Origin of the sequence: Dolichospermum heterosporum TAC447, from assembly GCF_024584745.1 — a bacterium.
Lineage (GTDB): Bacteria > Cyanobacteriota > Cyanobacteriia > Cyanobacteriales > Nostocaceae > Dolichospermum > Dolichospermum heterosporum.
Genome location: NZ_CP099464.1, coordinates 4,802,088 through 4,829,036, shown reverse-complemented (window position 1 = coordinate 4,829,036; position 26,949 = coordinate 4,802,088). Strand labels below are relative to the sequence as shown.

The following is a 26,949-nucleotide window of genomic DNA, read 5'->3' as shown; positions in this document are numbered from 1 at the left end:
TTGCCCGCTAATTACCAAGGACAGGCAGGATGCCCATCCCACAAAATTGGGTAATTTATTTTTTGGTGATCCCTAAGCTTTTGTATACATTAAAAAAGACAGAGATTTTCTCTGTCCTGAAAATATGATGCTTAGAGTTTTAATGGCAAAATTTAGTAGCGATCGCGTCCACCACCACCATATCCACCACGTCCACCACCACCACCACCACGATCTTCCTTGGGTTTAGCTTTGTTAACTTTTAAGCCCCGTCCCATCCATTCAGCACCGTCAAGTGCTTCAATTGCGGCTGTTTCTTCTGCCTCTGTTCCCATTTCTACAAAGGCAAAACCTCTTTTCCGACCAGTCTCCCGATCAGTAGGTAGTTGGACTCTCTTAACAGTTCCATATTCTGCGAAAACCCCACTCAGGTCATTTTCTGTAACCTCATAGGATAAATTACCAACGTAAATTGACATTGAATGACTCCGAAAATTAAAAAGTTGACTTGTTCCTTAACTACAATATCAGCACTCAGATAAAATCCGCCATAGGACTTAAAAAAGACACAATATGTGTCTGTTTTGATAGAATTACGGTTTATTGTAGGTGTTAAAACTTAGTAACGGTTCCGGCCACCACCACCACCACCACGATCTTCTTTGGGTTTAGCTTTGTTAACCTTCAAGCTGCGTCCCATCCATTCAGAACCATCAAGTGCATTAATGGCTGCTTCTTCTTCTGCGTCTGAACTCATTTCTACAAAGCCGAAACCCCTGGCGCGTCCGGTTTCTCGGTCAGTAGGCAGTTGAGCTTTTTTCACAGTTCCATATTCTGAAAATGCCTGCTTGAGGTCTTCTTCTGTAACCTCATAGGATAAATTACCAACGTAAATTGACATTGAATAGCTCCGAAAATTAAAAAGTGGACTTTTAGACTATTAACATGAGGAATGCCTCAACCATATAATACCCGTAATTAAGGTTTATTTTCCAATTTGGTATGGAAATTTTTTCTCCAGTAGCATAACTCTCCAAATCACCGACAGCTAGATTGACAAAATCATCAATAATTGAGGCGGAGATTGATGATGCAGCAAGATTTGTACAGTTAATTATGGTTGTGAATTATTTTAGCTTAAACAGTATAAGCCTCTCACCTACTCGATAGGGAGGTGATGAGATGAATACAATACGCGCGAGTGAGGAATTGCCCAACGAACAAAATTAAGATAACTTACTCAATCTCACTTTCTAAATCACCAAATACGACTCACGAAAATGTTGGAGAAGGGTGAGATTTTTTGACACTCTCAGGGCTAAAGCCACTGAGCTTTACGCTTACCGCTAACTTTTGTAATTGGCATCACATAAGATTTTGGTAGTTTTAAATCAGCGAATTCACAGATAGAATTAAAAGCACAAAAACGGCAATGGTTGCCAGGATTGGGGGGAAATATTTGACTGAAGTTGCTATTTTTAGCTTCATATTGTTGCAAATCTTCTTGATGTTGATGGGCAATATTTGCTAACTCAGATTCTAAAGATTTAAACTCACTATTACTAATAGTAATTAATTCCGATTTTTTGCCAGCTTCCAAATTATAAAAAGATGCAACTGCGGGTTTGCCAGGATAAAGATAACGGGCTGCAAGTAAATAAACTAGTGCTTGTCTGTGGTCAAAAGCCGATCTACCTGTTTTAAAATCTAAAATATGTAAGGTGCTATCAGACTCAATAAATATACAATCCATAGCGGCATATAACCGAAAGCAGTAATCTTGTTTTTCAATCACAATCGGTTTGGGAAAACCTTCATCACCTGAAGTTAATTCTAGAATCCGCTTACCTAATAATAAAGGGGCATTTTGATATTTTCTTAAAATTTGTAATACCCGATATTTAACTGTTTCATGGGTTTGACTCAATCTCAATAACCTCGCCACTTTTTCCACACCATCAACCTGGGTTAACCAATGAAGATGACGATGAAACTCATACACACCTTTTTGGGCAAGAATGCCAATGCGCTGGGGTGGGGTAGCTGTTGCCAATAAAGCTTTGACTTGGGGTTCATGCTGTCGCGCTTTAATAAATCCTCTTCTCATTTGGCAATGCCAATGTTCCTGTCCCCGGCTGGGGGCAAATAAAGACCAAAGGTGGTAACTAACAAAGGGTCTATTGGGGGTTGACATTGCTCATGTAGAGTGAGAGAAATTACCTTGGGGATACTTGCGGCTTAGTGGCTGTTCCACAGCTTTGCTGGATGTTTCCTAATAGTAAATAGTCATAATAATGCACGGGAGAGAGTGGCAATATGAGTAACCCTAGCAATTCCGGTAAGATAAAGTTTGGTACTGATGGATGGCGCGGAATTATTGCCGATGATTTTACTTTTCCTAATGTACGGAAAGTAACGAGAGCGATCGCTAGTTATCTGGAAACTGCCTATAGTCAGGATAGGCCTGTTTTAATTGCCTACGATACACGGTTTTTAGCTGACGAGTTCGCCCAGGCATCTGCCGCAGTTTTGGCGGATTTGGGCTGGAATGTGAAAATTACTGATCGGGATTGTCCCACGCCAGTAATTGCCTACAATGCTCGTCTTCTCAATTCCGCAGGGGCTTTGATGTTTACTGCTAGTCATAATCCTGCACCCTATTGTGGGATTAAATATATTCCCGATTATGCAGGTCCTGCAACTCCAGAAATTACTGATACTATTGTCGCCAATATAGAAACAGCATCGGACGAGTTACCCGGCAGTAACCCATCTGGTTCAATTTCTACTTTTGATCCGAAGCCCGATTATCTAAATTTTATCTACACCTTGTTAGATGTGGAAAAAATTAAAAGTGCGAATTTAAAGGTCAAATATGATGCCCTTTATTCTACCTCACGGGGATATTTAGATGAAGTCTTGCAACACTGTGGTTGTCAATTAGAAAGTTTCCACGATTGGCGAGATGTCCTGTTTGGCGGTGGTATGCCTGAACCCAAAGGGGAACAGTTAGTTGAGTTGGTGGCAGCAGTGAAGGCTGATCATGCGGATTTGGGTTTGGCTACAGATGGTGATAGCGATCGCTTTGGTATTGTTGATGAACAAGGTAATGTTCTCACTCCCAATACAGTGCTGTTAGTTCTAGCACGGCATTTGATTAAAAACAAGGGTAAGAGCGGTGCAATTGTTAGGACTGTGGCAACTACGCATTTATTAGATAATTTTGCTGCTAAGTATGGCTTACAAATTTATGAAACTGCGGTAGGTTTTAAATACATTGGCGAGAAAATGCGGGAAACCGCCGTTTTGATCGGTGGAGAAGAATCCGGTGGTTTAAGTATCATTGGGCATATTCCTGAGAAAGATGGGGTTTTAGCAGATATGCTAGTAGCTGAGGCGATCGCTTATGAAGGTAAGCCTTTAAGTCAGTTGGTACAAGAAGCTATAGCCGAAGCTGATGGACCTTTGTATAACAATCGCTTGGATTTACACCTCACGGAAGATCACAAAGTCGCAGTCATTGATTCCTACACCCAAAATCCGCCCTCAGAAGTGGCAGGAATTCAGGTGAAAGAGGTGGGCAGGAAAGATGGTATTAAACTGTATTTAGAAGAGGGTAGCTGGGTGTTACTGCGTCCTTCTGGAACAGAACCTTTGGTGAGAGTGTACATGGAAACCAACTCACCGGAAAAACTTAGTCAGATTGCTAAATTCATGGAAGGTGAAATTGCTAAGTTAGCTTAGTTTATAGCAGGGAGCAGGAGTCACCGAGTCAGAAAGAAGAAAGAAGAAAGAAGAAAAAGTGGAAGTGGAAGTGGAAGTGGAAGTTGAAGTGGAAGTGGAAGTGGAAGTGGAAGTGGAAGTGGAAGTTGAGTAACTGTAATTTTTATTCCCTGCCCCCCACTCCCCCACTCCCCCCACTCCCCCCACTCCCCCCACTCCCCCACTCCCCCCACTCCCCCCACTCCCCCCACTCCCCCACTTCCCCTACTTCCCCTGCCCCCTGCCCCCTACTCCCTGCCCCTATCATTAGTATGTTTTATTACAAAATAATTACAGTGAGGAATACCTCACCTATTTTAGGGGCATACACACCAGAAAATAATTTGCAACTTTTGTTAACAATCTGTTATATTTATTTACATAAGGATAAAAAAATAAAAACCGAGGTTTTCAAATGACTATTTTAATTTCTCTATTGGTTGTTGGTTGGGTAGCGGTTGCCGTTATCGGTTCTCTAGCCTACTTTATGGGTGAACAAAGCAAGCCCATTCACGAACGCAACTGGGCTTCTGATAAGTTTGCAGCTTTAGCTAAATCTATTACTGGTGTAGATATGGACTATGCCCAACGCGTACCTGTCTATGCTATTGATGCTTACCACAGCCGTAATTTACCCAGATAGTATTTAGTGGCAATTTGACAAGATATACATAAAAATAACCCCCAGTTACAATCCTGGGGGTTTTGCTTTTTTGGTGGAGTCAGAGTTGCTGTTCCCTAATTAAAATGCTGGACGATAAACACGATAGTTAATATTGGGGAAAATATTATCCATTGATTCGACTTTTTCCAACCAACCACTATCAACCTTACCAACTTTCACATCTTCATACAGCTTATTAAAGCGCATTAAATGCGATCGCGTTCTTCTGACTGCATAGGGAACCATTGTTCCCGTCCGCATAATAAACGCCCAGTCAGAAGATTGTGCTAATAACAACTCTCTTGCAGCTTGGTTAAGTGCTTTTTCCTGTAACTCATCTTCAGCCTCAATTTGAGAAATTTCAATCATTCGTTCCGCAGCTTTGTGTAAATGTGGGTAAACCCAAGCATTAGTATCATTCAACCAATATTCATGAAAACCCTTAAAGCCCCAACTCGACTGAGCCGGACGACATACCTGCTGATTGGGATTAGCTCGTAAATAATCGGCTAAATGGGTCATTTCATAAGTTTTTTGGTCATACCATGACTTACGGAACAGGTAATCAATGAACCAAGGACCCTCATACCACCAATGACCGAATAACTCCGCATCATAGGGAGAAACAATAATTGGCGGACGACCCATCATATTGTGTAAATGCCCAGTTTGCTGCTCACGATTATACATAAAGTTAGCAGCGTGTTCTGCCGCTTTTTCCTTTGCCCAGTAAGGATCATATAGAGCCTTATCCGCAAGACCTAAGCCTCTACCAGTAATTTTATGATACTTAATGCCAGTATTTTTTCGCTGACCATTAGGCATTATATAGGGCTTAATATATTCATATTCAGCTTCCCAACCCAGGTCTTTATAAAATTCCCGATATTCGGCTGCACCGGGATAACCCACCTCAGAAGACCATACTTGCTGAGAAGATTCATGATCTCGACCAAAAGCCGCTACACCAGGTTCTGTAAAAATCGGGGCATAACTACCAAAGCGAGGACGGGGACGAGCGTATAAAATCCCATGACCATCGGTGAGGAAATAACGTAAACCAGCATCAGCCAGCATTCGCTCTACACCTTCATAATAGGCACATTCTGGCAACCAAATGCCTCTGGGTGCTTGTCCAAAAGTTTCCTCGTAATGTTCACAAGCTACCTGAATTTGCGCCCACACAGCTTGGGGATACATTTTCATTAATGGTAAGTAGCCATGAGTAGCGCCACAGGTAATAATTTCTAAGTTATTACTATCTTGAAACTGTTTAAATGCTGTAACTAAATCACCGTGATAGCGTTCCCATAACTCTCGCGCTTCATTAAATTCAGTTGCATAATGTTCTGCTAAATATCGAACATGACCATTATGAATATTACGCTCAGATTCTAACTCTATAAGCTCTTCTAGTTGTGATAAGTGAGCATCATAGCGTTCTTGCAGTAAAGGATCACGAAGCATAGAAATCAAAGGCGGAGTCATACTCATGGTGAGTTTGAAATCAACGCCATCTCGTTTTAAGCCTTCAAATACTTTTAATAAAGGAATGTAAGTTTCAGTAATCGCTTCATATAGCCATTCTTCCTCTAGCACGTAGTCACTTCCGGGGTGACGAACGAAGGGTAAATGTGCATGAAGTACAAGCGCGACGTAGCCTATAGCCATAATAGTTTGAGGGTGGTTTGTAAATTGAAGGTCGAGAATTGGTAGAAATTAAGAATATTTTAAGATGATATCGGGATCATGAAAGAAGTTTTATCAGAACAACCAATCTAGGGCTAGATACTGATCATGACTGGGTGTAAAGTAACTTACTTGACTTTTTTTCGCTCGTTTTCACTAATATATCTTCTTTCCGCTTATTCCAAACACCATAATAAGTAGGTTAGCGTTGAAAATTGTCGTTATGGCAAGGCAAGAGGCAAGAGGCAAGAGGCAAGAGTGAAGAGGGTTTAGGCGATTTTACATTTCTTTACACAGTTTGGTTTTATTGTGTTCACCTACTTATATGTTTTTTGATAAGGATTTAAATCACTAAATCTAATCAATACTGTAGCCAAAAAGATTTTGTATTAATTTAACCAATATATAAACTACCAGCAATAAAAAAGTGTTACCATATGTAAATAACACTTGTAAAATTTCATTAATTTACTCACAAACTACCAGTCAAGATTAGAAAACTTAATTTTTTGTTACTTTCTTGAGCAAAGTTAAAAGTAAATCTGCTATTCAGCTAACTGATTGGCGAGAATTATCCTGTGAAGTTTCAAATATCAGTTCATCTTGGCAATTTTGTTAAAAGAAAGAACTGTTCAAGTTGAGCTATTCCAGGAAAAGCAATTTTTTCAATTCCATTGTTGCAAATATCAATAATCAGAATAAGGCATTTGAAATGAGTTTACAAAGCATATTACCAACTTCAGAAATCACAGATAAATTAGTAGTAGATACAGAAAAATTTGCTAATCTAACAGAACCAAATATTATTAAACTAATTCATGGGGAAAAGTATCTAACATCCAAGTGGTACACGGGTTCAGGGGAAATAGCACATAAAAAAGATGGGCGTTCTTTTGAGGTTACTGCTAATTTCACTCTCAACTCAGAAGTCAAGGTTGTAGAAGGAGTTTTTAAACATGAGAATGAGATTTTAGCTAATATTTATAACAGTCTTGGTCGTTGTGTAGCAGTAATTGACCAAACAGTTAATGAGTTGTATGGTGAGCAGGTTCGCAAATATTTTGATGCTCATGAAATTCCTTTAGAAATGATGGCTTTTCGGGCTTGGGAAGTAGATAAAACCCCAGAAACAGTCCATCGAATTTTAGAGTATTTAGGGAAAGATGGTTGTGATGTTTCCCGTAGTGAACCTGTTCTAATTATTGGTGGTGGTGTTCTTAGTGATGTCGCTGGGTTAGCTTGTGCCTTACAACACCGACGGACTCCTTATGTTATGGTCGGAACGACTGTAGTTGCAGCTATTGATGCTGGTCCTTCACCTCGCACCTGCACCAACGGTAAGCAGTTTAAGAACAGTATTGGTGCTTATCATCCTCCTGTACTCACTTTAGTTGATCGGAGTTTCTTCCGCACTTTGGCTACTGGTCATATCCGTAATGGGATAGCGGAAATCATTAAAATGGCCATTACCGATGATGCTGTTTTGTTTGAATTGTTGGAAAAATACGGATCTCGTTTAATTGAAACTCACTTTGGAACTTTGGAGGAAAATCAGGATTTAGCAGAAATTGCGGACGATATTATTTATCGAGCATTATTCTCTTATATGAAGCATGAGGGAACGAATATGTTTGAGACTTATCAAGATCGTCCTCATGGTTATGGACATACTTGGAGTCCCCGCTTTGAACCTGCGGTGAAAATGATGCACGGCCACGCGGTGACTACTGGAATGGCTTTTGGTGCAACTTTAGCTGTAGAAATGAATTGGTTAAAATCAGAAGACCGCGATCGCATTATTGCATTATGTCAGTCTCTGGGTTTAACTGTTTATCATCCTATTCTCGAAGACATAGACCTGATGATTGAAGGTCAAAAAAATATGCGTCGCAAGCGGGGAGAAGGTGGACTTTGGGCGCCTGTTCCTAGAGGTGGTATTGGTGCTTGTGACTATATCCAAGAAGTCCCACCCGAATTACTCGAAACTGCTGTCGCAGCCCATAAAGCCGTATGTAGCACATTACCTAATCACGGTGCAGGTGTAGAAATGTATCTTAGCGATTTGGGTTTGGAATAGGAGTTTTAAATAATAAAAATGACTGAAACTTTAGTGAAATCAATTACTCCTAGACCTGTTACTCCCTTGGGTATTTTAGTTGAAGAACTAGAAACAACTTTGAACATAGCCAAGCAAGAAAATGTTTCTCCTGAACTTGCAGCTTCTTTACAAAAAGTCTATGACTTAGCATCTGGAATTGATCCTTATTTGGATAAACATACAACCAATGAATCTCCAGCTTTAGCAGTTTTAGCACAAAAAACAGCTTCTGAAGATTGGAGTCAAAGATTTGATGATGGAGAAACAGTCCGTCAGTTAGAACAAGAAATGCTTTCTGGACACATTGAAGGACAAACTTTAAAAATGTTTGTGTCCATGACTAAAGCTAAACGCATTCTAGAAATAGGAATGTTTACCGGATATTCGGCTTTAGCAATGGCGGAAGCATTACCCGCAGATGGTGATATTATTGCCTGTGAAGTGGATGATTATGTAGCTGAGTTTGCGAAAAAATGTTTTCAAACTTCTCTCCACGGTAGTAAAATCAAAGTTAAAGTTGCTCCCGCTTTACAAACATTACAAGAATTAGCAAATGCAGGAGAAACTTTTGATTTAGTCTTTATAGACGCTGATAAAAAAGAGTATGTTGATTACTTCAACTTACTTTTAAATACCGGACTCCTGGCTGAAAATGGTTTTATTTTTGTAGATAATACCCTCCTCCAAGGACAACCTTATTTAGTCTCAGCAAAGAGAACAACTAACGGAGAAGCTATAGCCCAATTCAATCAAATTGTAGCCGCAGATCCAAGAGTTGAACAGGTTATTTTACCATTACGAGATGGTTTAACCATCATCAAACGTAAATAACACAAAATTGTAGGCTGGGTTAAGCGACAGCACAACCCAACAAATTTTATCCAAATGTCATAAAATGTTGGGTTTCCTTACGTCAACCCAACCTACATAATTCTATTTATCAGAAAATCATGAATTTGATTATTTCTCTATTTAAAACTCTGGGAACTTTGCTTTTACTCTCTTTGATTTTACCGATTAATTTAATTATTGTCCTCATTTCCTTAATTATTAATTTCCTCACCCTTCCTTTTCAGAAAAAGATTATTTGTGAAAATCCTCAAAACATCCTCTTAACAGGAGGAAAAATGACAAAATCTTTACAACTTGCGCGTTCTTTTCATCGCGCTGGACATAAAGTATTTATGGTAGAAACTCACAAATATTGGTTATCAGGACATCAATTTTCTAACGCAGTGACAAAATTCTTTACAGTACCCGCACCAGAAAAAGATGCAAATGGCTATTTGCAAGGATTATTAAATATTGTCAAAGCAGAAAATATAGATGTATTTATTCCTGTTTCTAGTCCCGTAGCAAGTTATTATGATTCCTTAGCAAAACCAATCTTATCTCCCCATTGTGAAGTATTTCATTTTGATTCTGAGATGACCAAAATATTAGATGATAAATTTAGTTTATGTGATCAAGCGCGGAATTTAGGTTTAACAGCACCAAAAGCATTTTTGATTACTTCCCCAGCACAAATCCTCAATTTTGACTTTACAAAAGATCATAGTCGCTACTTACTCAAAAGCATTAAATATGATTCTGTAACTCGATTAGATATGACAAAATTACCATTTGAAGGAATGGAAGAATATATCAAAAGCTTACCAATTAGTGCAGAAAGACCTTGGGTAATGCAGGAATTTGTCAAGGGACAAGAATATTGTACTCACAGCACCGTTAGAAATGGAGAAATTCGTTTACATTGTTGTTCTAAATCTTCTCCTTTTCAAATTAATTATGAACAAATTGATAACCCAGAAATATTTCAATGGGTTAAACATTTTGTCAAATCATTAAACTTAACCGGACAAATTTCTTTTGATTTTATTCAAACAACAGACGGTAAAGTTTACCCGATTGAGTGTAACCCCCGCACTCACACCGCAATTACTATGTTTTATAATCATCCAGGGTTAGCAAATGCTTATTTAAGTGAAAATGAACTACATATAGAACCTTTAGCAACAAGTAAACCAACTTATTGGTTATATCATGAACTTTGGAGATTTACAGAAATTCGTTCTTTTAGTCAATTCAAAGCATGGATAAATAAAATTACTGAAGGTACAGATGCTATTTTTCAAGGAGATGATCCTTTACCATTTTTGATGGTTCATCATTGGCAAATTACTTTATTATTACTCCAAAATCTATTAAAATTGAAAGGTTGGGTAAAAATAGATTTTAATATTGGTAAGTTAGTAGAAATTGGTGGTGACTAGTAATTTTAAACAAAATTCAGGCTGAAGATCATAATTAGAGATGAGAGAGGAAAATAAATTATGTCAAAACTGCGTATTCTTCATTTAGTTGGATCAGCACACAATGATTTTTACTGTAATTTATCGCGTCTTTACGCTCAAGATTGTTTAACAGGAATAGCAAATCAATCCCTCTATGATTTTGAAATTGCATACATTACACCTGATCTTTTGTGGAGATTTCCCCCTTCTCTAAGTTCAGAAGATATTGCTATCACAAAACCTATGTCTCTATTTAAAGCTATAGAGTTTCTAACAGCGCGAAACATTGATTTGGTATTACCACAAATGTTTTGTATTCCGGGAATGACTCACTACCGCTCTCTATTGGATCTGCTGAATATTTCTTACATAGGTAATACTCCAGATATCATGGCTATAACGGCACACAAAGCCAGAACAAAAGCCATTGTCGCCGCAGCAGGGGTAAAAGTTCCTCGTGGAGAACTTCTGCGTCCTGGAGACGTTTATACAATTAAACCTCCAGCAGTTGTTAAACCTGTAAGTTCTGATAATTCTTTAGGAGTAGCTTTAGTTAAAGACGCTACTGAATACGAAGCTGCTTTAAAGACGGCGTTTGCATATGCAGAGGAAGTGATTGTAGAAGAATACATCGAACTTGGTAGAGAAGTCAGATGTGGAATAATTGTTAAAAATGGTGAGTTAGTAGGTTTACCACTAGAAGAATATTTAGTAACCTCTCACAAACCCATCCGCAACTATGCTGATAAACTCCAACAGGGAGATGATGGTAACTTATATTTTACAGCTAAAGATAATATAAAATCTTGGATTGTAGATACTCATGACCCCATCACCCAAAAGGTTCAGGAAGTGGCTAAAAAATGTCATCAAGCTTTAGGTTGTCGTCATTATAGTTTATTTGATTTTCGCATTGATCCAAACGGAGAACCTTGGTTTTTAGAAGCTGGTTTGTATTGTTCTTTTGCTCCTAAAAGTGTGATTTCTTCTATGGCCAAAGCCGCAGGAATTCCCCTGAATGAGTTATTAATAACTGCTATTAATGAAACATTGGGTTAATCCTCACTTTCTCGATATAACTCTTGTAAGTCTTGTAATTGGGTTTTGCGGGAAATTCGGCGGTATTTTTTACTTTCTAGTTTGGGTTCGTACTGACTTTGACCTTTGCCTTTAGATATTAATTTCAGACTTGATTCCGGGTCAGCTTGTTGGTTAATATGGCTTTGATAAGCGATCGCATCATCCAGAAATTCTAAATAATGCTGATATCGTTCCCAGTCACCACTCACAGCACAGTTTGGCTCATCTTTATGGATACAATCACTAAAGCGACAATGAGCCGCAGCTAGGCGTTTTCTTGCTTCTGGGAAATAGTGAATTAATTCTTCGGGACTACAATCTAAATCTGGCTGATTAAAACCAGGAGTATCTGCTAATAATCCACCTGTAGGCATTTCAAATAATTCTACATGACGGGTAGTATGGCGACCACGGGCTAATTTACCGGAAACTTCCCCCACCCGCAGGTTGATATCGGGAATCAAACTATTAATCAAGCTGGATTTTCCCACACCAGAAGGACCAGCAATCACAGTAATTTTATCCTGCAAATATGTGGCTATTTGGTTAATATTAATGTTGTTTTGAACGCTAATAAATAAAGGTTGATAACCCCAAGCCAGTAAGCGATCGCTAATTTGCTGTTTTTCTTCTAAAGAGACTAAATCACATTTATTCAAACATAACAGCACATCAACTCCTGTAGACTCAGCCTTAATTAAAAATCTACTCAATTGAATAGGTTCTAAAGGCGGGTCTGCAACCGCAAAAACCAGGAGAATTTGATTGACATTAGCGATCGCTGGGCGATTCAATAGACTATGACGCGGTAAAACCTCACCCACAGCCCCCCGTCCCCCTGCCCAATCTGGTTCTTCCACAATCACGCGATCGCCCACCATCACCTGCTGACCAATCTTTTTTAAGCGCGTTCTTCTTGTACAGAGGAGGATAGGGGAAGAAGGTGACAGGTGACAGGGAACAGGTGACAGCGAAGAAGGGGAAGAAGGTGACAGGTGACAGGGAACAGGTGACAGCGAAGAAGGGGAGGAAGAACTTTCTATTATTTCTGAACTCCTGAACTCCTGAACTCCTGACTGTTCACTGAGCGAAGCCGAAGTGCTGACTCCTTCTACTTCATCCATCTGCACTCGATAAAAATTCGCCTGTACAGCTACAACCGTACCCAATAACTGTTTAGTAGAAATATTTTCCCCTGTCATGCCACAGTAACCGGACGACGGATAACCAGGGAAAAATAGCCAGTACAATCTGTAATTTGTTCCACTTGATAACCAGCCATTGTCAGACTATCAGGAACTTGTTCTATCGGTTCACCCGGATCTAACCAGACTTCCAACAAATCGCCAGGAGGCATCTTTTCCAGAAATAATTTTGTCCGCACAAAATTAATCGGGCAAGGAGTACCACGTAAATCGAGTTGAGCATCAGGGGTGAATACAGAAGACCCAATCATGACTTAAACAAGCCTCCTAAGAAACCTTCTAAACCACCCTTACCAGTTCTGTCTCCCTTAATTTTAGCCAACTTCTCCAGTAGTTCTCGTTCCTCTGGGATGATCTTCGTGGGAATATCAATTAACACCGTCAACAGATGATCACCACGACTCACAGGATTACCCAGACGGGGAACACCACGATTTTCTAATTTCATGATTGTATTCGGTTGAGTTCCAGAGGGAATAATTAACTCCACAGGTCCATCTACCGTATTTACCTCCAATCGGCAACCTAAAATCGCTTGTAAGTAGCTAATTTTAATTTCCGAGCTAACATTAATGCCCTCACGATGAAATTCTTCATCTTCATTGACAAACAAGTAAACGTATAAATCACCTGGAGGACCATTCCGTTGACCCGCATCTCCTTCTTGGGAAATCCGTAGTCTTGTGCCATTGTCCACACCGGCGGGAACATTAATTTTCAGTTTCTTTGTAACCTGATTTGCGCCCTTACCATCACAAGCATTACACTTATCTTCCACCACTGTTCCTGTGCCATCACAGGTGGGACAAGTTGATACTTGGGTAAAGCTACCAAAAGGAGTTCTCGTTACCCGTCTAACTTGACCTGAACCGCTACAGGTGCTACAAGTCCGGGGGCGAGTTCCTGATTTAGCTCCAGAACCAGTACAAACTTCACAGGTTTCTAAATGGGAAATCCGAATTTCCTTTTCTCCACCAAATACCGCTTCCCGAAAATCTAATTTCAGGTCTAAGCGCAGATCATCGCCCCGTACTGGTCCGCTCCGCCGTCTTTGTTGGGGTTGTCCACCTGGAGCAAAGCCGCTGAAAATGCTCTCAAAGATATCGGCAAAACCACCCATGTCACCCATATCCTGGAAACCAGGACCAGCCGCAGCCGCGCCAGAAACACCTGCTTCACCAAAGCGGTCATAACGGGCGCGAACTTCTGGTTCAGACAGGACTTCGTAGGCGCGGTTAATTTCCTTAAATCGTTCCTCTGCCCCAGATTCTTTATTTACATCTGGGTGATACTTTCGGGCTAGGCGGCGATAAGCCTGTTTAATCTCTTCTTTCTCGGCGTCACGAGAGACACCCAGGGTTTCATAATAGTCTCGGGCCATATAGCAAGGTTAAAATTTAGAAGGAAGCAGAATTACAGAAAATACTAGCTAATAGGTTCAAGGTAACACTTTAACAAGAATACAGACTTTTAGGAGTGCAAATAGCGGGGATTAGCGTTAGTCATGCTCTTTTTTAATTTTTGTTAATAATTATTATTTTCTTGGCATTAGTGTCCACAATAATGATCATAGGGTATGTTTAAAGTGGTTGCTTAAGCGTCTAAAAAAGAGTAAATCTGTCCTTATTTTTCCTAGACCAGGGTTTTGTCTGGGATTTTTCCGCTGTTCGTAAAGACAAATTACATTAAATCGTTCCTGCTATATTATTGTGCTATTGAAGTGTGGAAAACCCACCTATTGATTATAGGTACTAGCCGTACTATTAAATGTGGAAAACCCAACCTATACTTTTGGCTAGGTATATGGTATGCCTGTGTTAAGCAAATATTTGGCATGGTAAATTTCTATTACGCTGTGGCGTAAGTGAATGAACCATTCTAAATCCTCCAAAAGCCTATACTGTCTTCATTTTGACTTTTGACTTTTGACTTTTGACTTCCGCCTTGCGGTACTAGTCTATGGTCTCATAATCAACTTGTGAGTTATTTTCTTCATCTAAGTCAACGTTGAATTGTGGTATTTGTGTATTGGGTAAGGAAGAATGATATTCTTCTGTGAGATTGATTTGCGTGACATCTTCTGATTTAGAATGTTCCTCACTAGCCTGGTTGTAAACATCTGTACCAATAGCAAAGATAGTTTGTTGGAAATCCTCTAAAAGTGTTTTAAACTTCCCTGGGGACAGATTGGAGTTGTTCATTGCGGCTTGTAGTTGTTCAACTTTCTGATTAGCCACAGCCATCAATTGCTCACTGACCAAGTCTGGATTATCCCGTAATGTTGAATTATAGGTGAACAAAAGATTATTAGCTTGGTTTTTGAGTGCTACCAGTTCTTTACGTCTTTGATCTTCCTCGGCGAATAATTCAGCTTGTTTCCGCATTTGCTCAATTTCGTTGTTGCTTAAACCGCCTGTACTTGTAATGCGGATGCTCTGTTCTCCACCCGTACCTTTATCTTGCGCCGCAACTTTGAGGATGCCATTCACATCAATTTCAAAAGCGACTTCAATTTGGGGAACGCCGCGAGGAGCAGGGGGAATGCCACTGAGGAGAAATTTGCCCAGACTTTTGTTATCTTTAGCCATAGCGCGTTCTCCTTGGAGGACATGAACTTCTACGGAGTTTTGACCATCAACGGCTGTAGAAAATATTTGAGCTTTGCTGGTGGGTATGGTGGTATTCCGGTCAATAATTTTGGTGAATACTTCTCCTAGTGTTTCAATCCCTAAAGATAAAGGTGTGACATCTAAAAGTAACAGGGTGTCTAATTCCCCTGCCAAAACCCCAGCTTGGATAGCTGCACCCAAGGCTACGGCTTCATCAGGGTTGACGGAATGATCTGGGGTTTTACCATTGAAAAATTTAATCAGGGCGTTTTGAACAGCAGGAATGCGGGTAGAACCCCCGACTAGAATAATCTTATCTATATTCTGTGGTTTGACTTCTGCATCTTTGAGAGCTTGCATTATGGGGGCGATTGTCCCCTCGATTAAACTCCCTGTGAGTTCTTCAAATTGGGACCGGCTGAGTTCCATTTCCAGATGTTTGGGTCCGCTGGCATCAGCCGTGATAAATGGCAGGTTAATGGAGGTAACAACCAGGCTGGATAGTTCGACTTTGGCTTTTTCCGCGGCTTCTCGCAGGCGTTGGAGTGCCATTTTGTCTTGGGTAATGTCTATCTTCTCTTCTGCCAGGAATCGCTCCACCATCCAGCAGACAATGGCATTATCAAAGTCGTCTCCGCCGAGATGATTATTACCACAGGTGGCTTTAACTTCAAAAACTCCATCTCCTAGTTGGAGGATAGATACGTCAAATGTGCCTCCGCCTAAGTCAAATACTAGGATTAATTGTTCTTGATCTTGTTTGTCTAAACCGAAGGCTAGGGCGGCGGCGGTGGGTTCGTTGATAATTCTTAATACTTCTAGCCCAGCAATAGTACCTGCATCTTTTGTGGCTTGTCTTTGAGCATCTGTAAAATATGCTGGTACGGTAATTATGGCTTTTGTTACTTCGTCCCCCAGGAAATTTTCCGCGTCTTGCTTGAGTTTTTTCAAGACCATAGCGGATATTTCTTGGGGTGTGTAGTTTTGGGCGCGAATTTGGACATCAACGGTGTTATCCCTGCCTTTGATACAATTATAAGGGACACGACCGCGCTCTAATTCTGTGTCTTCCCAGCGACGACCGATAAATCTCTTGATACTGTAGACTGTGTTTTCGGCATTGGTTACAGCTTGTCGCTTGGCTAGTTGTCCGACTAAGCGATCGTTAGCTTTACCAAAGGCTACGATACTAGGGGTAGTACGTCCACCTTCGGAGTTGGCAATTACTTTTGGTTGCCCAGCTTCCAAAACAGCGACACAACTATTTGTAGTCCCTAAGTCAATCCCAATAACTTTTCCCATACTTGAATTATTTTTAGTAAGATGCTCTGCCGTAATTACTCACAAGTGGTTGTGTCTTAGCTACAGGCAATGAATTTATGCAACCTTTATTTAAAACACATTATAAGCGATCGCTTACACAGATGCTACCGTTTTAAAAAATTACTATTACATTGGCATTCATGATTGATGATTCTAGTTTGAGGCTCCTAAATTTCAGAGACTTCAATTGGTACAGGTATCTCGTTGACCCGCACCAATTCACCATCTACATTACTAAAGCAGGTTGCTGAAAAAATTGCTAATATTCCTAATAGGGAAGAAAGACAAAATATAGCAGGGTGTACAGAGATTTTAGCGGGCTTGAAATTTGAAAAAGATTTAGTTCGTCAATTTTTACGGGAGGATATTATGCAAGAGTCAGTCATTTATCAGGATATTTTACAAAAAGGTAAAAAAGAAGAAGCTGTCAAATGGATTACCAGTTTTCTCAATTATCGCTTTGGTGACGTTAATTCATCACTAATAGCCGAAATTCAGGTATTATCTTTACCAAAATTAGAAGCCATGAGAAATGTTTTATTTGATTTTGCAACAATAGCAGATTTGGAAGTTTGGTTAAAACAACAAGAATGATTATTGCTTGTCACTTGTCATTTGATATCATACTTGCCAAGATTACAAGGATTGGGTTTACCAAAAATCATCTTCAACAGGGTCTGAACCAAGCATAAAATCAAAATTACCTTCACCCCTGCTTTTCTTCAATATTTCCATAATTTTTGTGGGGTTATCGTGGGGACCGCTGACATAAAATGGGTTTCCATTGCGACCACATTCAATACGTATTGTTCCATCCCATTCTCCAATGTGCGCTCGTGATTTTTCAAAGTCTTTGTGTGGTTGAAATCCTAAGCTTAGAGCGTATTCACAAGCACTAAATATCATCCCTTGGGCAACTTCAAGGGGAATCTCTTGCGGTTCTCCGGGAAATAGATTAAATAATGCTGCTACATCTTCTTGAAACTTTATCCTGTCTACTGTACGTGGTGGTATGGCATCTTTAACACCCAAGCACCTCTATTTTTCTCAATTAGGTATTCCCTATCACCGCTTGAGTATGAAAACAGAAATAGCTGTAAATAGTCGCATGGTGGGGGTGCGTGTTCCTGATTTAGTGGTATTTTCTGAAGAGTTAGCACAGGTGATGCAAAATGCTACACGCTCTTTAATTTTAATGGATATGCCGCCCCCTTTGTTGGTGGTTGAGGTGGTGAGTCCAAATCAGGAAAATCGAGATTATCGTTACAAGCGTTCTGAATATGCAGCGCGGGGAATTGCTGAGTATTGGATTGTTGATCCGATGGGGCAAAAGGTGACGGTTTTGGAGTGGGTGGAGGGTTTTTATGATGAGCGAGTTTTTACAAGGGATGAGGTGATTTGTTCGCCGTTGTTTAGTGATTTGAAGTTAACTGTGGCTGAGGTTTTACAAGGATAAAATACGAACGCAGATAAACGCAGATGAACACAGATAAAATTTTTCTTTTGCCAGCAAATGTTTGGCTTGAAGGTGGATGTTGTTACTAAGAACGGGCTTAAACCCCGGATTCGTGAGCGTGTTTTAGCTGAGGCTATTTATATATAATGTATATTACCGAAGAGCAAAAAATTATGCAAATTACTTTAGACATACCTGATGAAATGGCGCGAAATTTAGAATCTCGCAAGGAAGATTTACCCCAAATTTTGGCTTTAGGATTGCGAGAAATTAGTGCTAATCCGGGGACGGGTTTTTCTGGACTAACTGAAGTTTTAGAGTTTTTGGCAAAGTTACCATCTCCTCAAGAAATTTTAACTCTCCGTCTTTCTCATCAGCTTCAGGCTGAAATTGAATCTCTTTTAGACAAAAATCGTCATCAAGGTTTAGATGAAAGGGATCTGTGTCTGTGGCAACATTATGAGTTTATTGAGCATTTGGTACGTCTTGCTAAGGCTCAAGCTTTGCTCAAGTTACAACAAGGTGCATGAGTGAAACTTATATTCCTACTAATTTCCGACAAATTGTATTTGAACGCGCTCAGGGGTGTTGCGAGTATTGTCTAATTCCAGAGATGTTGGTTTTGGCTACTCATCAGATTGATCATGTGATTGCAGAAAAACATGATGGTGCAACGGTGTTAGAAAATTTGGCACTGTCCTGTTCGTTATGTAATCAGGCTAAAGGTAGTGATATTGCTTCAATTGACCCAGAATCTGGTGAGACGGTGAGACTTTATCATCCGAGAAAGGATAATTGGGGTGAACATTTTTTGTTTGATGTAGAAAGCGGTATGATTCAGCCTTTAACGCCAATTGGGCGGGTGACTGTTAAGTTATTGCGGGTGAATCGTGTGGAGTATCTGCCTGTGCGTAAGATAATTGCTCAATTGGAATCAAATAAAAATGAATGAATTAGAGAATATGCTCAATACTATTGCCAAAGCCCTGAAACCCTATTGATATCGTCACGATTTTCTTGGGTTTCAGACATATTTTGGAAAATTGGCAATAGTATTGACATCATCTGATAATTTTGAAAAGTTTCGCGCTAAAGCACGGGCGTTTTTGCGATCGCATCAGGATAATATAGTTATTTTCAAACTGAGAACTAATAAACAACTAACTCCATCAGATTTATCAGAACTAGAAAGCATATTAGCAGAAAGTGGTATCGGGGAAACTGAAGATATTATCCGCGCTAAAGAAGAGTCACAAGGATTAGGCTTATTTGTTCGTTTTCTAGTAGGACTTGATAGGGAAGTAGCCAAACAGGAATTAGCTCGTTTTATATCTGACAAAAAGCTTAATGCTAATCAGATAGAGTTTGTGAATATGATCATTGACTACCTCACAGAACATGGTGTCATGGATGCTGCACTTCTCCATGAATCTCCATTTACTGACATTACACCACAGGGACCCGATGAATTATTTACCTCCTCCCAAGTAGATGAATTGATTTGTCTACTGGAAGAAGTTTATGGCAGGGCAGTCGCATAAGCGATTTAATGAGAGAGAAAATTTTCGCTCTTATTAAAGAACAGGACTTATATCCCATTGTTTTCATTCAACGAAAGTGCCATTTCGTGTAATTTGAGGGAAATGGGCGCGTTACTAGGGGCAATTTTTGTAGATTTTCCAGGCAATGCCTACTGCGGGTACTTTGCGCGATTCCTAGGTCGCGCTTCGCTATCGCTCCCATCAAATCATCTGCTGTTGACATTACATCTTCCCCGCAAGGGGATGGAAACATAATAGTTTGACCAAAAACAGTCTTTCTATTGTTTTCAGGGTTGACAATGTGTGTACTGCCTGTTTTTGAGCCAGTTCCGCCAGTTCCTCTACTAAAACTGGCGATATACTGCATTAGTAATTCCTCTTATTGATATACTTAAGTAGGTGGACGTGAAATAACCAAAATGTGTAACGATATGTAAATTCACCTCGATGGGTTATTGTCGTTGAGTTTTAGCCATTTCAAAAAACGAAATATATTTTGATTTTCCTCCGCCCACAATACACTACATAAAACATTCATGACAGAAATTAAAACACTCCAGGACTTTATTAAATTAAACTCACCTGCGATTTTAATCACAGAGGCAAATCCTAGTCTAGTTATACACATTCAAAAACTGTTAAATATCGAGGCTGATGGGATTGTTGGTGAATTAACAAAGCAAGCTTTTATTGAGTTTAAGGAAGACAATAATTTACAATATCCTCTTGGTTTGGGTGTAACTACAGCTAAAGAGTTGCTAAAACTCGTGGATAATGAAGATTCTGGATATGAAGACAGTTTAGCCCTTCCCGTGTTAAATAAAGCAGCAGGGTCTAAAACTGGGGCATTTATGAAGCTACCGGGAGGAGAGATAGTTTACGCAAATCAATATATTGTTGAAGGTATTCCTTTGACTTGGGGCGAAGCTACTAAAAATTGTACTCGTATTCCCACAAGTTCTGAATATGTTGCAAACGCAATTAAACTAGCTAGAACTTGGGGTGAAGTGCGTGATAAATTTGGGTCGCCTATGACAATCACTTCAGGATATCGCCCACCAAGCGTAAATAGGTCTGTGGGTGGTGCTAAAAATAGTCAGCATTTATATTTCCGCGCCCTGGATATAGTACCTTTGAATAAGGATTTTAAGAGGTTATGGGAAGTCTTGAAGATATCTGACTTTACCGGATTGGGAGACGCTGTATTTATGGGAAAAAACAAAGGATTTTTTCACGTGGACACTCGACCGGGTAATCGAGTAATTTTTGCCTATTAAGTATAACTAAAACAGAATAAAAAACCCTCTGAATATAATATTCAAAGGGTTTTTCTGTTTGGCTCTGTTTAATACTTAACCTATAATATGTTGACATTACATCTTCCCCGCAAAGGAATGGAAACTTTGTCATAAGCGAACTGCTTGCAGCAGCGCTTGGCGATCGCTGTAATCTGATTATTTATTACTCGCAAGAGAATAAAAACTTTGTCATAAGCGATCGCCTTCTGCAATCTAATTATTTATTACCCACAAGGGGATAGAAACTTTTAATGAAGCGATCGCTGTAATCTCATTATTTATTACCCACAATGGGATAGAAACTTTGTCATAAGCGAACTGCTTGCAGCAGCGCTTCGCTATCGCTCTAAAGTTCCTACTAGCTAATCCCCAATAAAACTTAACGATTCTCAAACCCCGACAAATCAAACAGGGGTTCTATGGGTATATTTGCAGCCAATTCCCCAAATCCCCCCTCTTCCATCTTCTTTCTCAGTGCTTCCAGGTTTTTCTGCTTATCTTGGGAACTCTGCCCTTGTTTCATCAAATCTTTAAAATCCTTAGACTTTCTCGCCATAGTGCCTCTCCTGTTTTAAATTGTTTTAAATTGGTACTAACTCAATCTTAATTACTGCATTACTGCATTACTTACTGCGTCACGTAAGTTTCTGAAACTGTATCTGTGCCTGAACTGATATGTCCATTAACGGAATTGCCAACAAAGTCAAAACATTGTTTAGCATATTCTCGTCCTTTAAATTGAAATAATTCTGCTGCGCTATTTGCTCTTACATCTTCACCTTGCCATTTTAAAGTAACAAGATATTTTTGAGCAGGAGAAACTGGTAAATCACGTCCCATTTCCCGTAATTTTTGGTGAAATTCACTGATAGCTTGCAGTTCTGATTTAGAAAAATGTACATTAATAGTGACATTGGTGGGAGAGCCACGCCAATTACTACCTAATAATTCATAGTTAAATCCTGGCCAATCTAAATCAGCAGGTTTGTTTAATCTTTCTGTAGCTGTACCTAATGTGGATGCAATAGCTTGTAAAATACTGGTTTTTCCAGCACCATTTACACCAATCAGAACAATTAAATCTTCTGCTAAACCTGTTTCAGGATCAGTAAAATCTAACTCCTGATCTCGAAATTTCTTAAAATGTTTTAGCTTAACGTTTTGAACTTTCATATTAATTTGCTTTTCAGTATACTCTTCAATATATATTTAGCAATGTTAAACCCTGATCAATTAATTGTAAAATCATCTATTGTCATCCCACATCCACAACAAAAATAACGGACTTCCTTATCTGCGTCTATCCGCGTTTATCTGCGTTCAATTACTTCCACCCAACCACCTAACTTTTTTCCACCAAATAACCACAACGATGTTCACCATGAATCAACCAGTGAGTCCGTTCCACAGTACAATCTGGGAGAATAGCCGCAAACATTTCCAATTCATGACCACAAACGCTGGGAAAAGATTCCGCAACATCAGAAATAGCGCAGGTATGTTCCACAAAAATGAATCTTTCCGCACCACTAGCATCTGATTCCACAGCGTGAAACTCCGCCATAAAACCTTCAGCTTTTCGCAATTCTATCAAAGTTGCGACTCGTTCCTGTAAAGAACCAGTACCCACTTTTTCCCGATATTCTTGAGCTTTACGTTCCCACTGTTTCCGTAAAATAGATTTTACTTGGTCACGTCCCACAGTTTCCGCTAAAGTGTCCAAGAGAGAAACCGCAAACTCGCCATAACCATCACTTAAGCGGTTGACGCTTTTTTGCAAGTGTTGTCTTCCGCCCCGACTCAAGTGATAAACGTGCTGAGGTCTGCCCATACTCGGCTGTGCTGATACCGAATATATAACTAGCTCATCCGTCTCTAAATCCTTTAAATGACGGCGAATCGCTTGGGGACTCACATCCAAAAAGTTAGCCAACTCAACAGCCGTTGCTTTTGAGTGTTTTAATAGATACTCTAGGATATCCTGCTTAGTTGAGGTCTGCTGGGTAGTCGCCATCTTCTTTACTAGACGCTTCGCAAACGTCCCAAAATAAAAAACTTTTTTCTGAAAATTTAACTTAAACAACATTGTTGTTGTTAATCTATCGTACAATGAAATATAGATTAAACAACAGCCGAGTTGTTTTAGCTGTTAAACCTATTCTAGCAGTCCTGTTAGGAATCGGTAACACAAAACGGGAATTAGCTTTGTGCAACCCGTCGCCCGTCCTTTAAAGAGAACATAAGAGAAACGATGAGCGCATCCGTCACCACTTTAGTCAACCAACCTTATAAGTACGGCTTTGTTACCGATATTGAAGCCGATACTATCCCTCGTGGGTTAAGCGAAGATGTTGTTCGCCTGATTTCCGCCAAGAAGAATGAACCGGAATTCATGTTGGAATATCGCCTCCGCGCATATCACCAATGGCTGAAAATGACAGAACCAACTTGGTCTCATGTCCAATATCCGCCTATTAATTATCAGGATATTATTTATTATTCCGCACCGAAACAAAAGAAAGCTAAACTCAACAGTTTAGACGAAGTTGATCCGACTTTATTGGAAACCTTTGCAAAATTAGGTATTCCTTTAAATGAACAAAAGCGATTAAGTAACGTTGCTGTTGATGCGATTTTTGATAGTGTTTCTGTGGCTACTACATATAAAGAAAAACTCGCTAAAGACGGTGTAATTTTCTGTTCTTTCTCGGAAGCACTGCAAGAACACCCAGAGTTAATTAAAAAATATTTGGGTAGCGTTGTTCCCATTGCTGATAATTATTTTGCGGCTTTAAATGCGGCTGTATTTAGTGATGGCTCTTTCGTCTATATTCCCAAGGGACTAAAATGTCCTATGGAATTATCTACATATTTCCGCATCAATACCGGTGATACAGGACAATTTGAACGGACTTTAATTGTCGCCGAAGAAGGAAGTTATGTTTCTTATTTAGAAGGTTGTACTGCGCCAATGTACGACAGCAACCAATTACACGCGGCGGTTGTGGAATTGGTAGCTTTAGATAATGCGGAAATTAAATATTCTACTGTGCAAAACTGGTACGCTGGGGATGTTAATGGTAAAGGCGGAATTTACAACTTTGTAACTAAACGTGGTTTGTGTCAAGGTGTGAATTCTAAGATTTCTTGGACTCAAGTAGAAACAGGTTCTGCGATTACTTGGAAGTATCCCAGTTGTGTTTTAATTGGTGATAATTCTGTGGGTGAATTTTACTCGGTTGCATTAACAAATAATATGCAGCAAGCTGATACTGGAAGTAAGATGATTCACGTGGGGAAAAACACCCGCAGTACAATTATTTCTAAAGGTATTTCTGCTGGTAAATCTAGCAATAGTTACCGGGGTTTGGTGAAAATTAATCCTACAGCAAAAGGCGCGAGAAATTATTCTCAATGTGATTCGATGTTAATTGGTGATAATGCTCAAGCTAATACTTTTCCTTATATTCAAGTTCAGAATAATACGGGTAAGGTGGAACATGAGGCTTCTACTTCTAAAATTGGTGAAGATCAATTGTTCTTTTTTGCTCAACGGGGTATTTCTTCGGAAGATGCTATTTCGATGATGATTAGCGGTTTCTGTAAGGATGTTTTTAATCAGCTTCCTATGGAGTTTGCTGTTGAGGCTGATAAGTTGTTGAGTCTGAAACTAGAGGGTAGTGTGGGTTAAAAAAACGAACCACAGAGGCACAGAGTACGCAGAGAAAGAGAGGAAGAGAAGATGATTGTTGAGAATAGTGATTTGATTTTGTCGGTTAAGGATTTGACGGCTGATGTTGATGGAACTCAGATTTTGAAGGGGTTGAATTTGGAGGTTCGCGCTGGGGAAGTTCACGCGATTATGGGTCCAAATGGTTCTGGGAAGAGTACGTTTTCTAAGGTTTTGGCGGGACATCCAGCTTATACTGTTACTGGTGGTGAGGTGATTTTTCAAGGACAAAATCTTTTGGATATGGAAGCCGCAGACAGGGCTAGGAGTGGTGTGTTTTTAGCTTTTCAATATCCTCTGGAAATTCCTGGTGTGAGTAATTTGGATTTTTTACGGGTGGCTTATAATTCTCGTCGGAAGGCTCAAGGTTTAGAAGAGGTTGACGCTTTCGATTTTGATGATTTGGTTGAGGAAAAGCTGGATGTTGTGAAGATGAATTCTTCTTTTCTGAATCGCAGTGTGAATGAGGGTTTCTCCGGTGGGGAAAAGAAGCGGAATGAAATTCTGCAAATGGCGATTTTAGAACCTAAATTAGCTATTTTGGATGAAACTGATTCTGGTTTGGATATTGATGCTCTGAAAATTGTCGCTAATGGTGTTAATCAGTTAACTAATGCTGAAAATGCGACGATTATGATTACTCACTATCAGCGTCTTTTAGATTATATTGTCCCTGATTTTGTTCACGTTATGGCGCAGGGACAAATTATTAGAAGTGGTGGTAAGGAGTTGGCTCTTGAGTTGGAATCTCGCGGTTATGATTGGGTTCTAGAAGAAGCTTTGGGAGTGGGTGTATAATGTCTATTCCAATTAATGTAGAGACGTTTCATGAAACGTCTCTACAACAAAATCTATTAGATAGAGATGCTTTTTTAAGTGGTTTGTTAAGTCGGGTAACTACCACAAAACAAGATGGTTGGTTACAGGATTTGCGCGACGGTGCTGTTAATTGGGTGCGTCATTCTGTTATCCCCAATACCCGCGAGGAAGAATGGCGATTTACTGATTTATCACCTCTCAAACAGGTGGATTTTAATAATGTAGAGACAATTCATGAATTGTCTCTACAAGATGATTTTGTTTTACCTGAAGTCTCTGGGCGGTTAGTTTTTATTAATGGTGTTTATTCACCTGATTTATCTAATACTGAAAATTTACCTGCTGGCTTAATTGTTGGTAATTTGGATGTTTTACCTGGTGAAGTTGTTCAGGAATATTTAGCGCAAGCTGAAGGTGCTAAAGAAGTTTTTACGGCTTTAAATACTGCGGCTCTAAATGATGTCGCGGTGGTATGGGTTGCTAAAAATGTGGTTGTGGAAACTCCTATTCATTTACTTTTTGTTTCTGTTTCTGGTGAGTCTGCAACTATTTCCCAACCTCGTGTTTTAGTGGTAGCTGAAAGTAATTCTCAGGTGGGTTTGATTGAGGAATATACGAACCACAGAGACACGGAGAACACAGAGAAGGAAGTGTATTTTACTAATGGGGTAACGGAAATCTGGGTAAATGAAAATGCTCAGGTGAGTCATAATAGGGTTGTGCGGGAAGGTGCAGCGGCTTTTCATGTTGGGAAAACTGCTGTTACTCAGGCGCGATATAGTCGTTATAATTGTAATGCGGTGACGGTTGGTGGCAAAATATCACGTCACAATTTGGAGATTTTGCAAACTGGTGAGCAAACGGAAACGACGCTCAATGGTTTAACTGTGATTGCTGATAATCAATTGGCTGATACTCACAGTGCTTTGTCTTTAAATCATCCACATGGTGTGAGCAAACAGTTACATAAGTGCATTATAGGCGATCGCGCTCGTGGTGTCTTCAATGGTAAGATTTTTGTTCCTAAACCGGCGCAGTTAACTAACGCTTCTCAATTAAATCGCAATTTGTTGTTATCGTCTAAGTCGAGAATTGACACCAAACCTCAATTAGAAATCACTGCTGATAATGTTAAATGCGCTCATGGTGCTACTGTCAGTCAGTTAGAGGATGATCAAATATTCTACCTGCAAAGTCGCGGTATTGATGAAAATAATGCCCGGAAATTATTAGTTAATGGTTTCGCAATGGAAATTATTAACTTTATTCCTGTTGCTTCTTTGCGTGAGAGTTTGTTGAAAACTGTTACAAGTCTCACAAATAAATAGGCGATTAGAAATCGCGGCTATACAAACAAAGTCCGCCTTCGCGGACTCAAGATGTAAATTAAGGTATTGAACCC

The 26,949-nt window shown here is 39.7% G+C and carries 27 protein-coding genes; 15 read left to right on the top strand and 12 right to left on the bottom strand.

Annotated elements, in window-relative coordinates; translation table 11 throughout:
• Positions 1-152 precede the first annotated feature (152 nt).
• The 3 genes from rbp (NG743_RS21935) to NG743_RS21925 form a co-directional block, all read right to left on the bottom strand.
• Positions 153-458: an RNA-binding regulator gene (gene rbp / locus NG743_RS21935; RefSeq protein WP_257120888.1), complete on the bottom strand. Its 306-nt coding sequence runs from the start codon at positions 456-458 to the stop codon at positions 153-155.
• 140 nt (positions 459-598) lie between these two features.
• Positions 599-880 (bottom strand): RNA-binding regulator, encoded by a 282-nt coding sequence (gene rbp, locus NG743_RS21930; RefSeq protein ID WP_027401822.1) that lies wholly within the window; start codon positions 878-880, stop codon positions 599-601.
• Between the two features lie 417 nt (positions 881-1,297).
• Positions 1,298-2,173, bottom strand: coding sequence for a PD-(D/E)XK nuclease family protein (locus NG743_RS21925; RefSeq protein ID WP_027401823.1), 876 nt, complete (start codon positions 2,171-2,173; stop codon positions 1,298-1,300).
• 122 nt (positions 2,174-2,295) lie between these two features.
• On the opposite strand from NG743_RS21925, the gene NG743_RS21920 reads away from it, so the two are divergent.
• Both NG743_RS21920 and NG743_RS21915 read left to right on the top strand, forming a co-directional pair.
• Positions 2,296-3,723 carry a phosphoglucomutase/phosphomannomutase family protein gene (locus NG743_RS21920; RefSeq protein WP_027401824.1) on the top strand — a complete coding sequence of 476 codons (1,428 nt, stop codon included), beginning with the start codon at positions 2,296-2,298 and terminating at the stop codon, positions 3,721-3,723.
• 433 nt (positions 3,724-4,156) lie between these two features.
• Positions 4,157-4,384, top strand: coding sequence for a photosystem II protein, Psb35-related (locus NG743_RS21915; protein WP_027401825.1), 228 nt, complete (start codon positions 4,157-4,159; stop codon positions 4,382-4,384).
• A gap of 99 nt (positions 4,385-4,483) precedes the next feature.
• Here the strand turns inward: NG743_RS21915 and NG743_RS21910 are convergent, their stop codons facing one another.
• Positions 4,484-6,076, bottom strand: coding sequence for a glycoside hydrolase family 57 protein (locus NG743_RS21910; RefSeq protein WP_027401826.1), 1,593 nt, complete (start codon positions 6,074-6,076; stop codon positions 4,484-4,486).
• A 730-nt stretch (positions 6,077-6,806) separates the two neighbouring features.
• Between NG743_RS21910 and NG743_RS21905 the strand changes: the two genes are divergently transcribed.
• The 4 genes from NG743_RS21905 to NG743_RS21890 all read left to right on the top strand — a co-directional run bounded on the left by NG743_RS21905 (position 6,807) and on the right by NG743_RS21890 (position 11,545).
• Positions 6,807-8,171, top strand: a complete 1,365-nt coding sequence (locus NG743_RS21905; protein ID WP_257120887.1) for a sedoheptulose 7-phosphate cyclase — start codon at positions 6,807-6,809, stop codon at positions 8,169-8,171.
• A gap of 18 nt (positions 8,172-8,189) precedes the next feature.
• Positions 8,190-9,023 carry an O-methyltransferase gene (locus NG743_RS21900; protein WP_193963862.1) on the top strand — a complete coding sequence of 278 codons (834 nt, stop codon included), beginning with the start codon at positions 8,190-8,192 and terminating at the stop codon, positions 9,021-9,023.
• A gap of 119 nt (positions 9,024-9,142) precedes the next feature.
• The gene (locus NG743_RS21895; RefSeq protein ID WP_257120886.1) at positions 9,143-10,465 is read left to right on the top strand and encodes an ATP-grasp domain-containing protein; all 1,323 of its coding nucleotides are present in this window, start codon (positions 9,143-9,145) and stop codon (positions 10,463-10,465) included.
• Positions 10,466-10,525: 60 nt separating this feature from the next.
• On the top strand, positions 10,526-11,545 hold the full coding sequence (locus NG743_RS21890) for a D-alanine--D-alanine ligase family protein (protein WP_027401830.1): 1,020 nt from the start codon (positions 10,526-10,528) through the stop codon (positions 11,543-11,545).
• Here NG743_RS21890 and rsgA read toward each other — a convergent pair.
• The 4 genes from rsgA to dnaK form a co-directional block, all read right to left on the bottom strand.
• On the bottom strand, positions 11,542-12,768 hold the full coding sequence (gene rsgA / locus NG743_RS21885; protein WP_257120885.1) for a small ribosomal subunit biogenesis GTPase RsgA: 1,227 nt from the start codon (positions 12,766-12,768) through the stop codon (positions 11,542-11,544). The two genes, NG743_RS21890 and rsgA, sit on opposite strands and share 4 nt — an antisense overlap.
• Positions 12,765-13,022, bottom strand: a complete 258-nt coding sequence (locus NG743_RS21880; RefSeq protein WP_027401832.1) for a sulfurtransferase TusA family protein — start codon at positions 13,020-13,022, stop codon at positions 12,765-12,767. The genes rsgA and NG743_RS21880 overlap by 4 nt, the downstream gene beginning before the upstream one ends.
• On the bottom strand, positions 13,019-14,152 hold the full coding sequence (gene dnaJ, locus NG743_RS21875; RefSeq protein ID WP_027401833.1) for a molecular chaperone DnaJ: 1,134 nt from the start codon (positions 14,150-14,152) through the stop codon (positions 13,019-13,021). The genes NG743_RS21880 and dnaJ overlap by 4 nt, the downstream gene beginning before the upstream one ends.
• Before the next feature lie 571 nt (positions 14,153-14,723).
• Positions 14,724-16,682 carry a molecular chaperone DnaK gene (gene dnaK, locus NG743_RS21870; RefSeq protein ID WP_257120884.1) on the bottom strand — a complete coding sequence of 653 codons (1,959 nt, stop codon included), beginning with the start codon at positions 16,680-16,682 and terminating at the stop codon, positions 14,724-14,726.
• 225 nt (positions 16,683-16,907) lie between these two features.
• On the opposite strand from dnaK, the gene NG743_RS21865 reads away from it, so the two are divergent.
• Positions 16,908-17,297 (top strand): DUF4351 domain-containing protein, encoded by a 390-nt coding sequence (locus tag NG743_RS21865; protein WP_228043704.1) that lies wholly within the window; start codon positions 16,908-16,910, stop codon positions 17,295-17,297.
• 57 nt (positions 17,298-17,354) lie between these two features.
• On the opposite strand, the gene NG743_RS21860 is transcribed toward NG743_RS21865, so the two are convergent.
• A complete protein-coding gene (locus tag NG743_RS21860; protein WP_228043705.1) occupies positions 17,355-17,735 on the bottom strand; it encodes a hypothetical protein in 381 nt (126 codons plus the stop codon).
• Here NG743_RS21860 and NG743_RS21855 point away from each other — a divergent pair.
• The 5 genes from NG743_RS21855 (at position 17,716) to NG743_RS21835 (ending at position 20,977) form a co-directional block, all read left to right on the top strand.
• A complete protein-coding gene (locus NG743_RS21855; protein ID WP_080683846.1) occupies positions 17,716-18,159 on the top strand; it encodes a Uma2 family endonuclease in 444 nt (147 codons plus the stop codon). The genes NG743_RS21860 and NG743_RS21855 overlap by 20 nt on opposite strands.
• Before the next feature lie 173 nt (positions 18,160-18,332).
• Positions 18,333-18,689, top strand: coding sequence for a hypothetical protein (locus NG743_RS21850; RefSeq protein ID WP_257120883.1), 357 nt, complete (start codon positions 18,333-18,335; stop codon positions 18,687-18,689).
• Positions 18,686-19,111 (top strand): HNH endonuclease, encoded by a 426-nt coding sequence (locus NG743_RS21845; protein ID WP_027401836.1) that lies wholly within the window; start codon positions 18,686-18,688, stop codon positions 19,109-19,111. The genes NG743_RS21850 and NG743_RS21845 overlap by 4 nt, the downstream gene beginning before the upstream one ends.
• 91 nt (positions 19,112-19,202) lie before the next feature.
• Positions 19,203-19,700, top strand: coding sequence for a type I restriction-modification enzyme R subunit C-terminal domain-containing protein (locus NG743_RS21840; RefSeq protein WP_027401837.1), 498 nt, complete (start codon positions 19,203-19,205; stop codon positions 19,698-19,700).
• 536 nt (positions 19,701-20,236) lie between these two features.
• Entirely contained in the window at positions 20,237-20,977 is a 741-nt protein-coding gene (locus NG743_RS21835; RefSeq protein WP_027401839.1) for a D-Ala-D-Ala carboxypeptidase family metallohydrolase, read from the top strand.
• A 400-nt stretch (positions 20,978-21,377) separates the two neighbouring features.
• Here NG743_RS21835 and NG743_RS21830 read toward each other — a convergent pair whose 3' ends face one another.
• The 3 genes from NG743_RS21830 to sufR all read right to left on the bottom strand — a co-directional run bounded on the left by NG743_RS21830 (position 21,378) and on the right by sufR (position 23,012).
• A complete protein-coding gene (locus tag NG743_RS21830) occupies positions 21,378-21,554 on the bottom strand; it encodes a hypothetical protein (protein ID WP_160170612.1) in 177 nt (58 codons plus the stop codon).
• Positions 21,555-21,625: 71 nt separating this feature from the next.
• A complete protein-coding gene (locus tag NG743_RS21825) occupies positions 21,626-22,171 on the bottom strand; it encodes an AAA family ATPase (protein WP_257120882.1) in 546 nt (181 codons plus the stop codon).
• A gap of 169 nt (positions 22,172-22,340) precedes the next feature.
• Entirely contained in the window at positions 22,341-23,012 is a 672-nt protein-coding gene (gene sufR, locus NG743_RS21820; RefSeq protein WP_027401840.1) for an iron-sulfur cluster biosynthesis transcriptional regulator SufR, read from the bottom strand.
• A 237-nt stretch (positions 23,013-23,249) separates the two neighbouring features.
• Between sufR and sufB the strand changes: the two genes are divergently transcribed.
• The 3 genes from sufB to sufD are packed head-to-tail and all read left to right on the top strand — an operon-like array spanning position 23,250 to position 26,875.
• Positions 23,250-24,689, top strand: a complete 1,440-nt coding sequence (gene sufB / locus NG743_RS21815; RefSeq protein WP_027401841.1) for a Fe-S cluster assembly protein SufB — start codon at positions 23,250-23,252, stop codon at positions 24,687-24,689.
• Positions 24,690-24,740: 51 nt separating this feature from the next.
• Entirely contained in the window at positions 24,741-25,526 is a 786-nt protein-coding gene (sufC, locus tag NG743_RS21810) for a Fe-S cluster assembly ATPase SufC (protein WP_053538252.1), read from the top strand.
• Positions 25,526-26,875, top strand: a complete 1,350-nt coding sequence (gene sufD, locus NG743_RS21805) for a Fe-S cluster assembly protein SufD (RefSeq protein ID WP_027401843.1) — start codon at positions 25,526-25,528, stop codon at positions 26,873-26,875. The genes sufC and sufD overlap by 1 nt, the downstream gene beginning before the upstream one ends.
• Positions 26,876-26,949: the final 74 nt, after the last annotated feature.

What these genes read in the sequence shown, in the direction of transcription:
- rbp (WP_257120888.1), bottom strand. Translation starts at nt 458, where the DNA reads ATGTCAATTTACGTTGGTAATTTATCCTATGAGGTTACAGAAAATGAC.
- rbp (WP_027401822.1), bottom strand. Translation starts at nt 880, where the DNA reads ATGTCAATTTACGTTGGTAATTTATCCTATGAGGTTACAGAAGAAGAC.
- NG743_RS21925 (WP_027401823.1), bottom strand. Translation starts at nt 2,173, where the DNA reads ATGTCAACCCCCAATAGACCCTTTGTTAGTTACCACCTTTGGTCTTTA.
- NG743_RS21920 (WP_027401824.1), top strand. Translation starts at nt 2,296, where the DNA reads ATGAGTAACCCTAGCAATTCCGGTAAGATAAAGTTTGGTACTGATGGA.
- NG743_RS21915 (WP_027401825.1), top strand. Translation starts at nt 4,157, where the DNA reads ATGACTATTTTAATTTCTCTATTGGTTGTTGGTTGGGTAGCGGTTGCC.
- NG743_RS21910 (WP_027401826.1), bottom strand. Translation starts at nt 6,076, where the DNA reads ATGGCTATAGGCTACGTCGCGCTTGTACTTCATGCACATTTACCCTTC.
- NG743_RS21905 (WP_257120887.1), top strand. Translation starts at nt 6,807, where the DNA reads ATGAGTTTACAAAGCATATTACCAACTTCAGAAATCACAGATAAATTA.
- NG743_RS21900 (WP_193963862.1), top strand. Translation starts at nt 8,190, where the DNA reads ATGACTGAAACTTTAGTGAAATCAATTACTCCTAGACCTGTTACTCCC.
- NG743_RS21895 (WP_257120886.1), top strand. Translation starts at nt 9,143, where the DNA reads ATGAATTTGATTATTTCTCTATTTAAAACTCTGGGAACTTTGCTTTTA.
- NG743_RS21890 (WP_027401830.1), top strand. Translation starts at nt 10,526, where the DNA reads ATGTCAAAACTGCGTATTCTTCATTTAGTTGGATCAGCACACAATGAT.
- rsgA (WP_257120885.1), bottom strand. Translation starts at nt 12,768, where the DNA reads ATGACAGGGGAAAATATTTCTACTAAACAGTTATTGGGTACGGTTGTA.
- NG743_RS21880 (WP_027401832.1), bottom strand. Translation starts at nt 13,022, where the DNA reads ATGATTGGGTCTTCTGTATTCACCCCTGATGCTCAACTCGATTTACGT.
- dnaJ (WP_027401833.1), bottom strand. Translation starts at nt 14,152, where the DNA reads ATGGCCCGAGACTATTATGAAACCCTGGGTGTCTCTCGTGACGCCGAG.
- dnaK (WP_257120884.1), bottom strand. Translation starts at nt 16,682, where the DNA reads ATGGGAAAAGTTATTGGGATTGACTTAGGGACTACAAATAGTTGTGTC.
- NG743_RS21855 (WP_080683846.1), top strand. Translation starts at nt 17,716, where the DNA reads ATGGCATCTTTAACACCCAAGCACCTCTATTTTTCTCAATTAGGTATT.
- NG743_RS21850 (WP_257120883.1), top strand. Translation starts at nt 18,333, where the DNA reads ATGCAAATTACTTTAGACATACCTGATGAAATGGCGCGAAATTTAGAA.
- NG743_RS21845 (WP_027401836.1), top strand. Translation starts at nt 18,686, where the DNA reads ATGAGTGAAACTTATATTCCTACTAATTTCCGACAAATTGTATTTGAA.
- NG743_RS21835 (WP_027401839.1), top strand. Translation starts at nt 20,237, where the DNA reads ATGACAGAAATTAAAACACTCCAGGACTTTATTAAATTAAACTCACCT.
- NG743_RS21830 (WP_160170612.1), bottom strand. Translation starts at nt 21,554, where the DNA reads ATGGCGAGAAAGTCTAAGGATTTTAAAGATTTGATGAAACAAGGGCAG.
- NG743_RS21825 (WP_257120882.1), bottom strand. Translation starts at nt 22,171, where the DNA reads ATGAAAGTTCAAAACGTTAAGCTAAAACATTTTAAGAAATTTCGAGAT.
- sufR (WP_027401840.1), bottom strand. Translation starts at nt 23,012, where the DNA reads ATGGCGACTACCCAGCAGACCTCAACTAAGCAGGATATCCTAGAGTAT.
- sufB (WP_027401841.1), top strand. Translation starts at nt 23,250, where the DNA reads ATGAGCGCATCCGTCACCACTTTAGTCAACCAACCTTATAAGTACGGC.
- sufC (WP_053538252.1), top strand. Translation starts at nt 24,741, where the DNA reads ATGATTGTTGAGAATAGTGATTTGATTTTGTCGGTTAAGGATTTGACG.
- sufD (WP_027401843.1), top strand. Translation starts at nt 25,526, where the DNA reads ATGTCTATTCCAATTAATGTAGAGACGTTTCATGAAACGTCTCTACAA.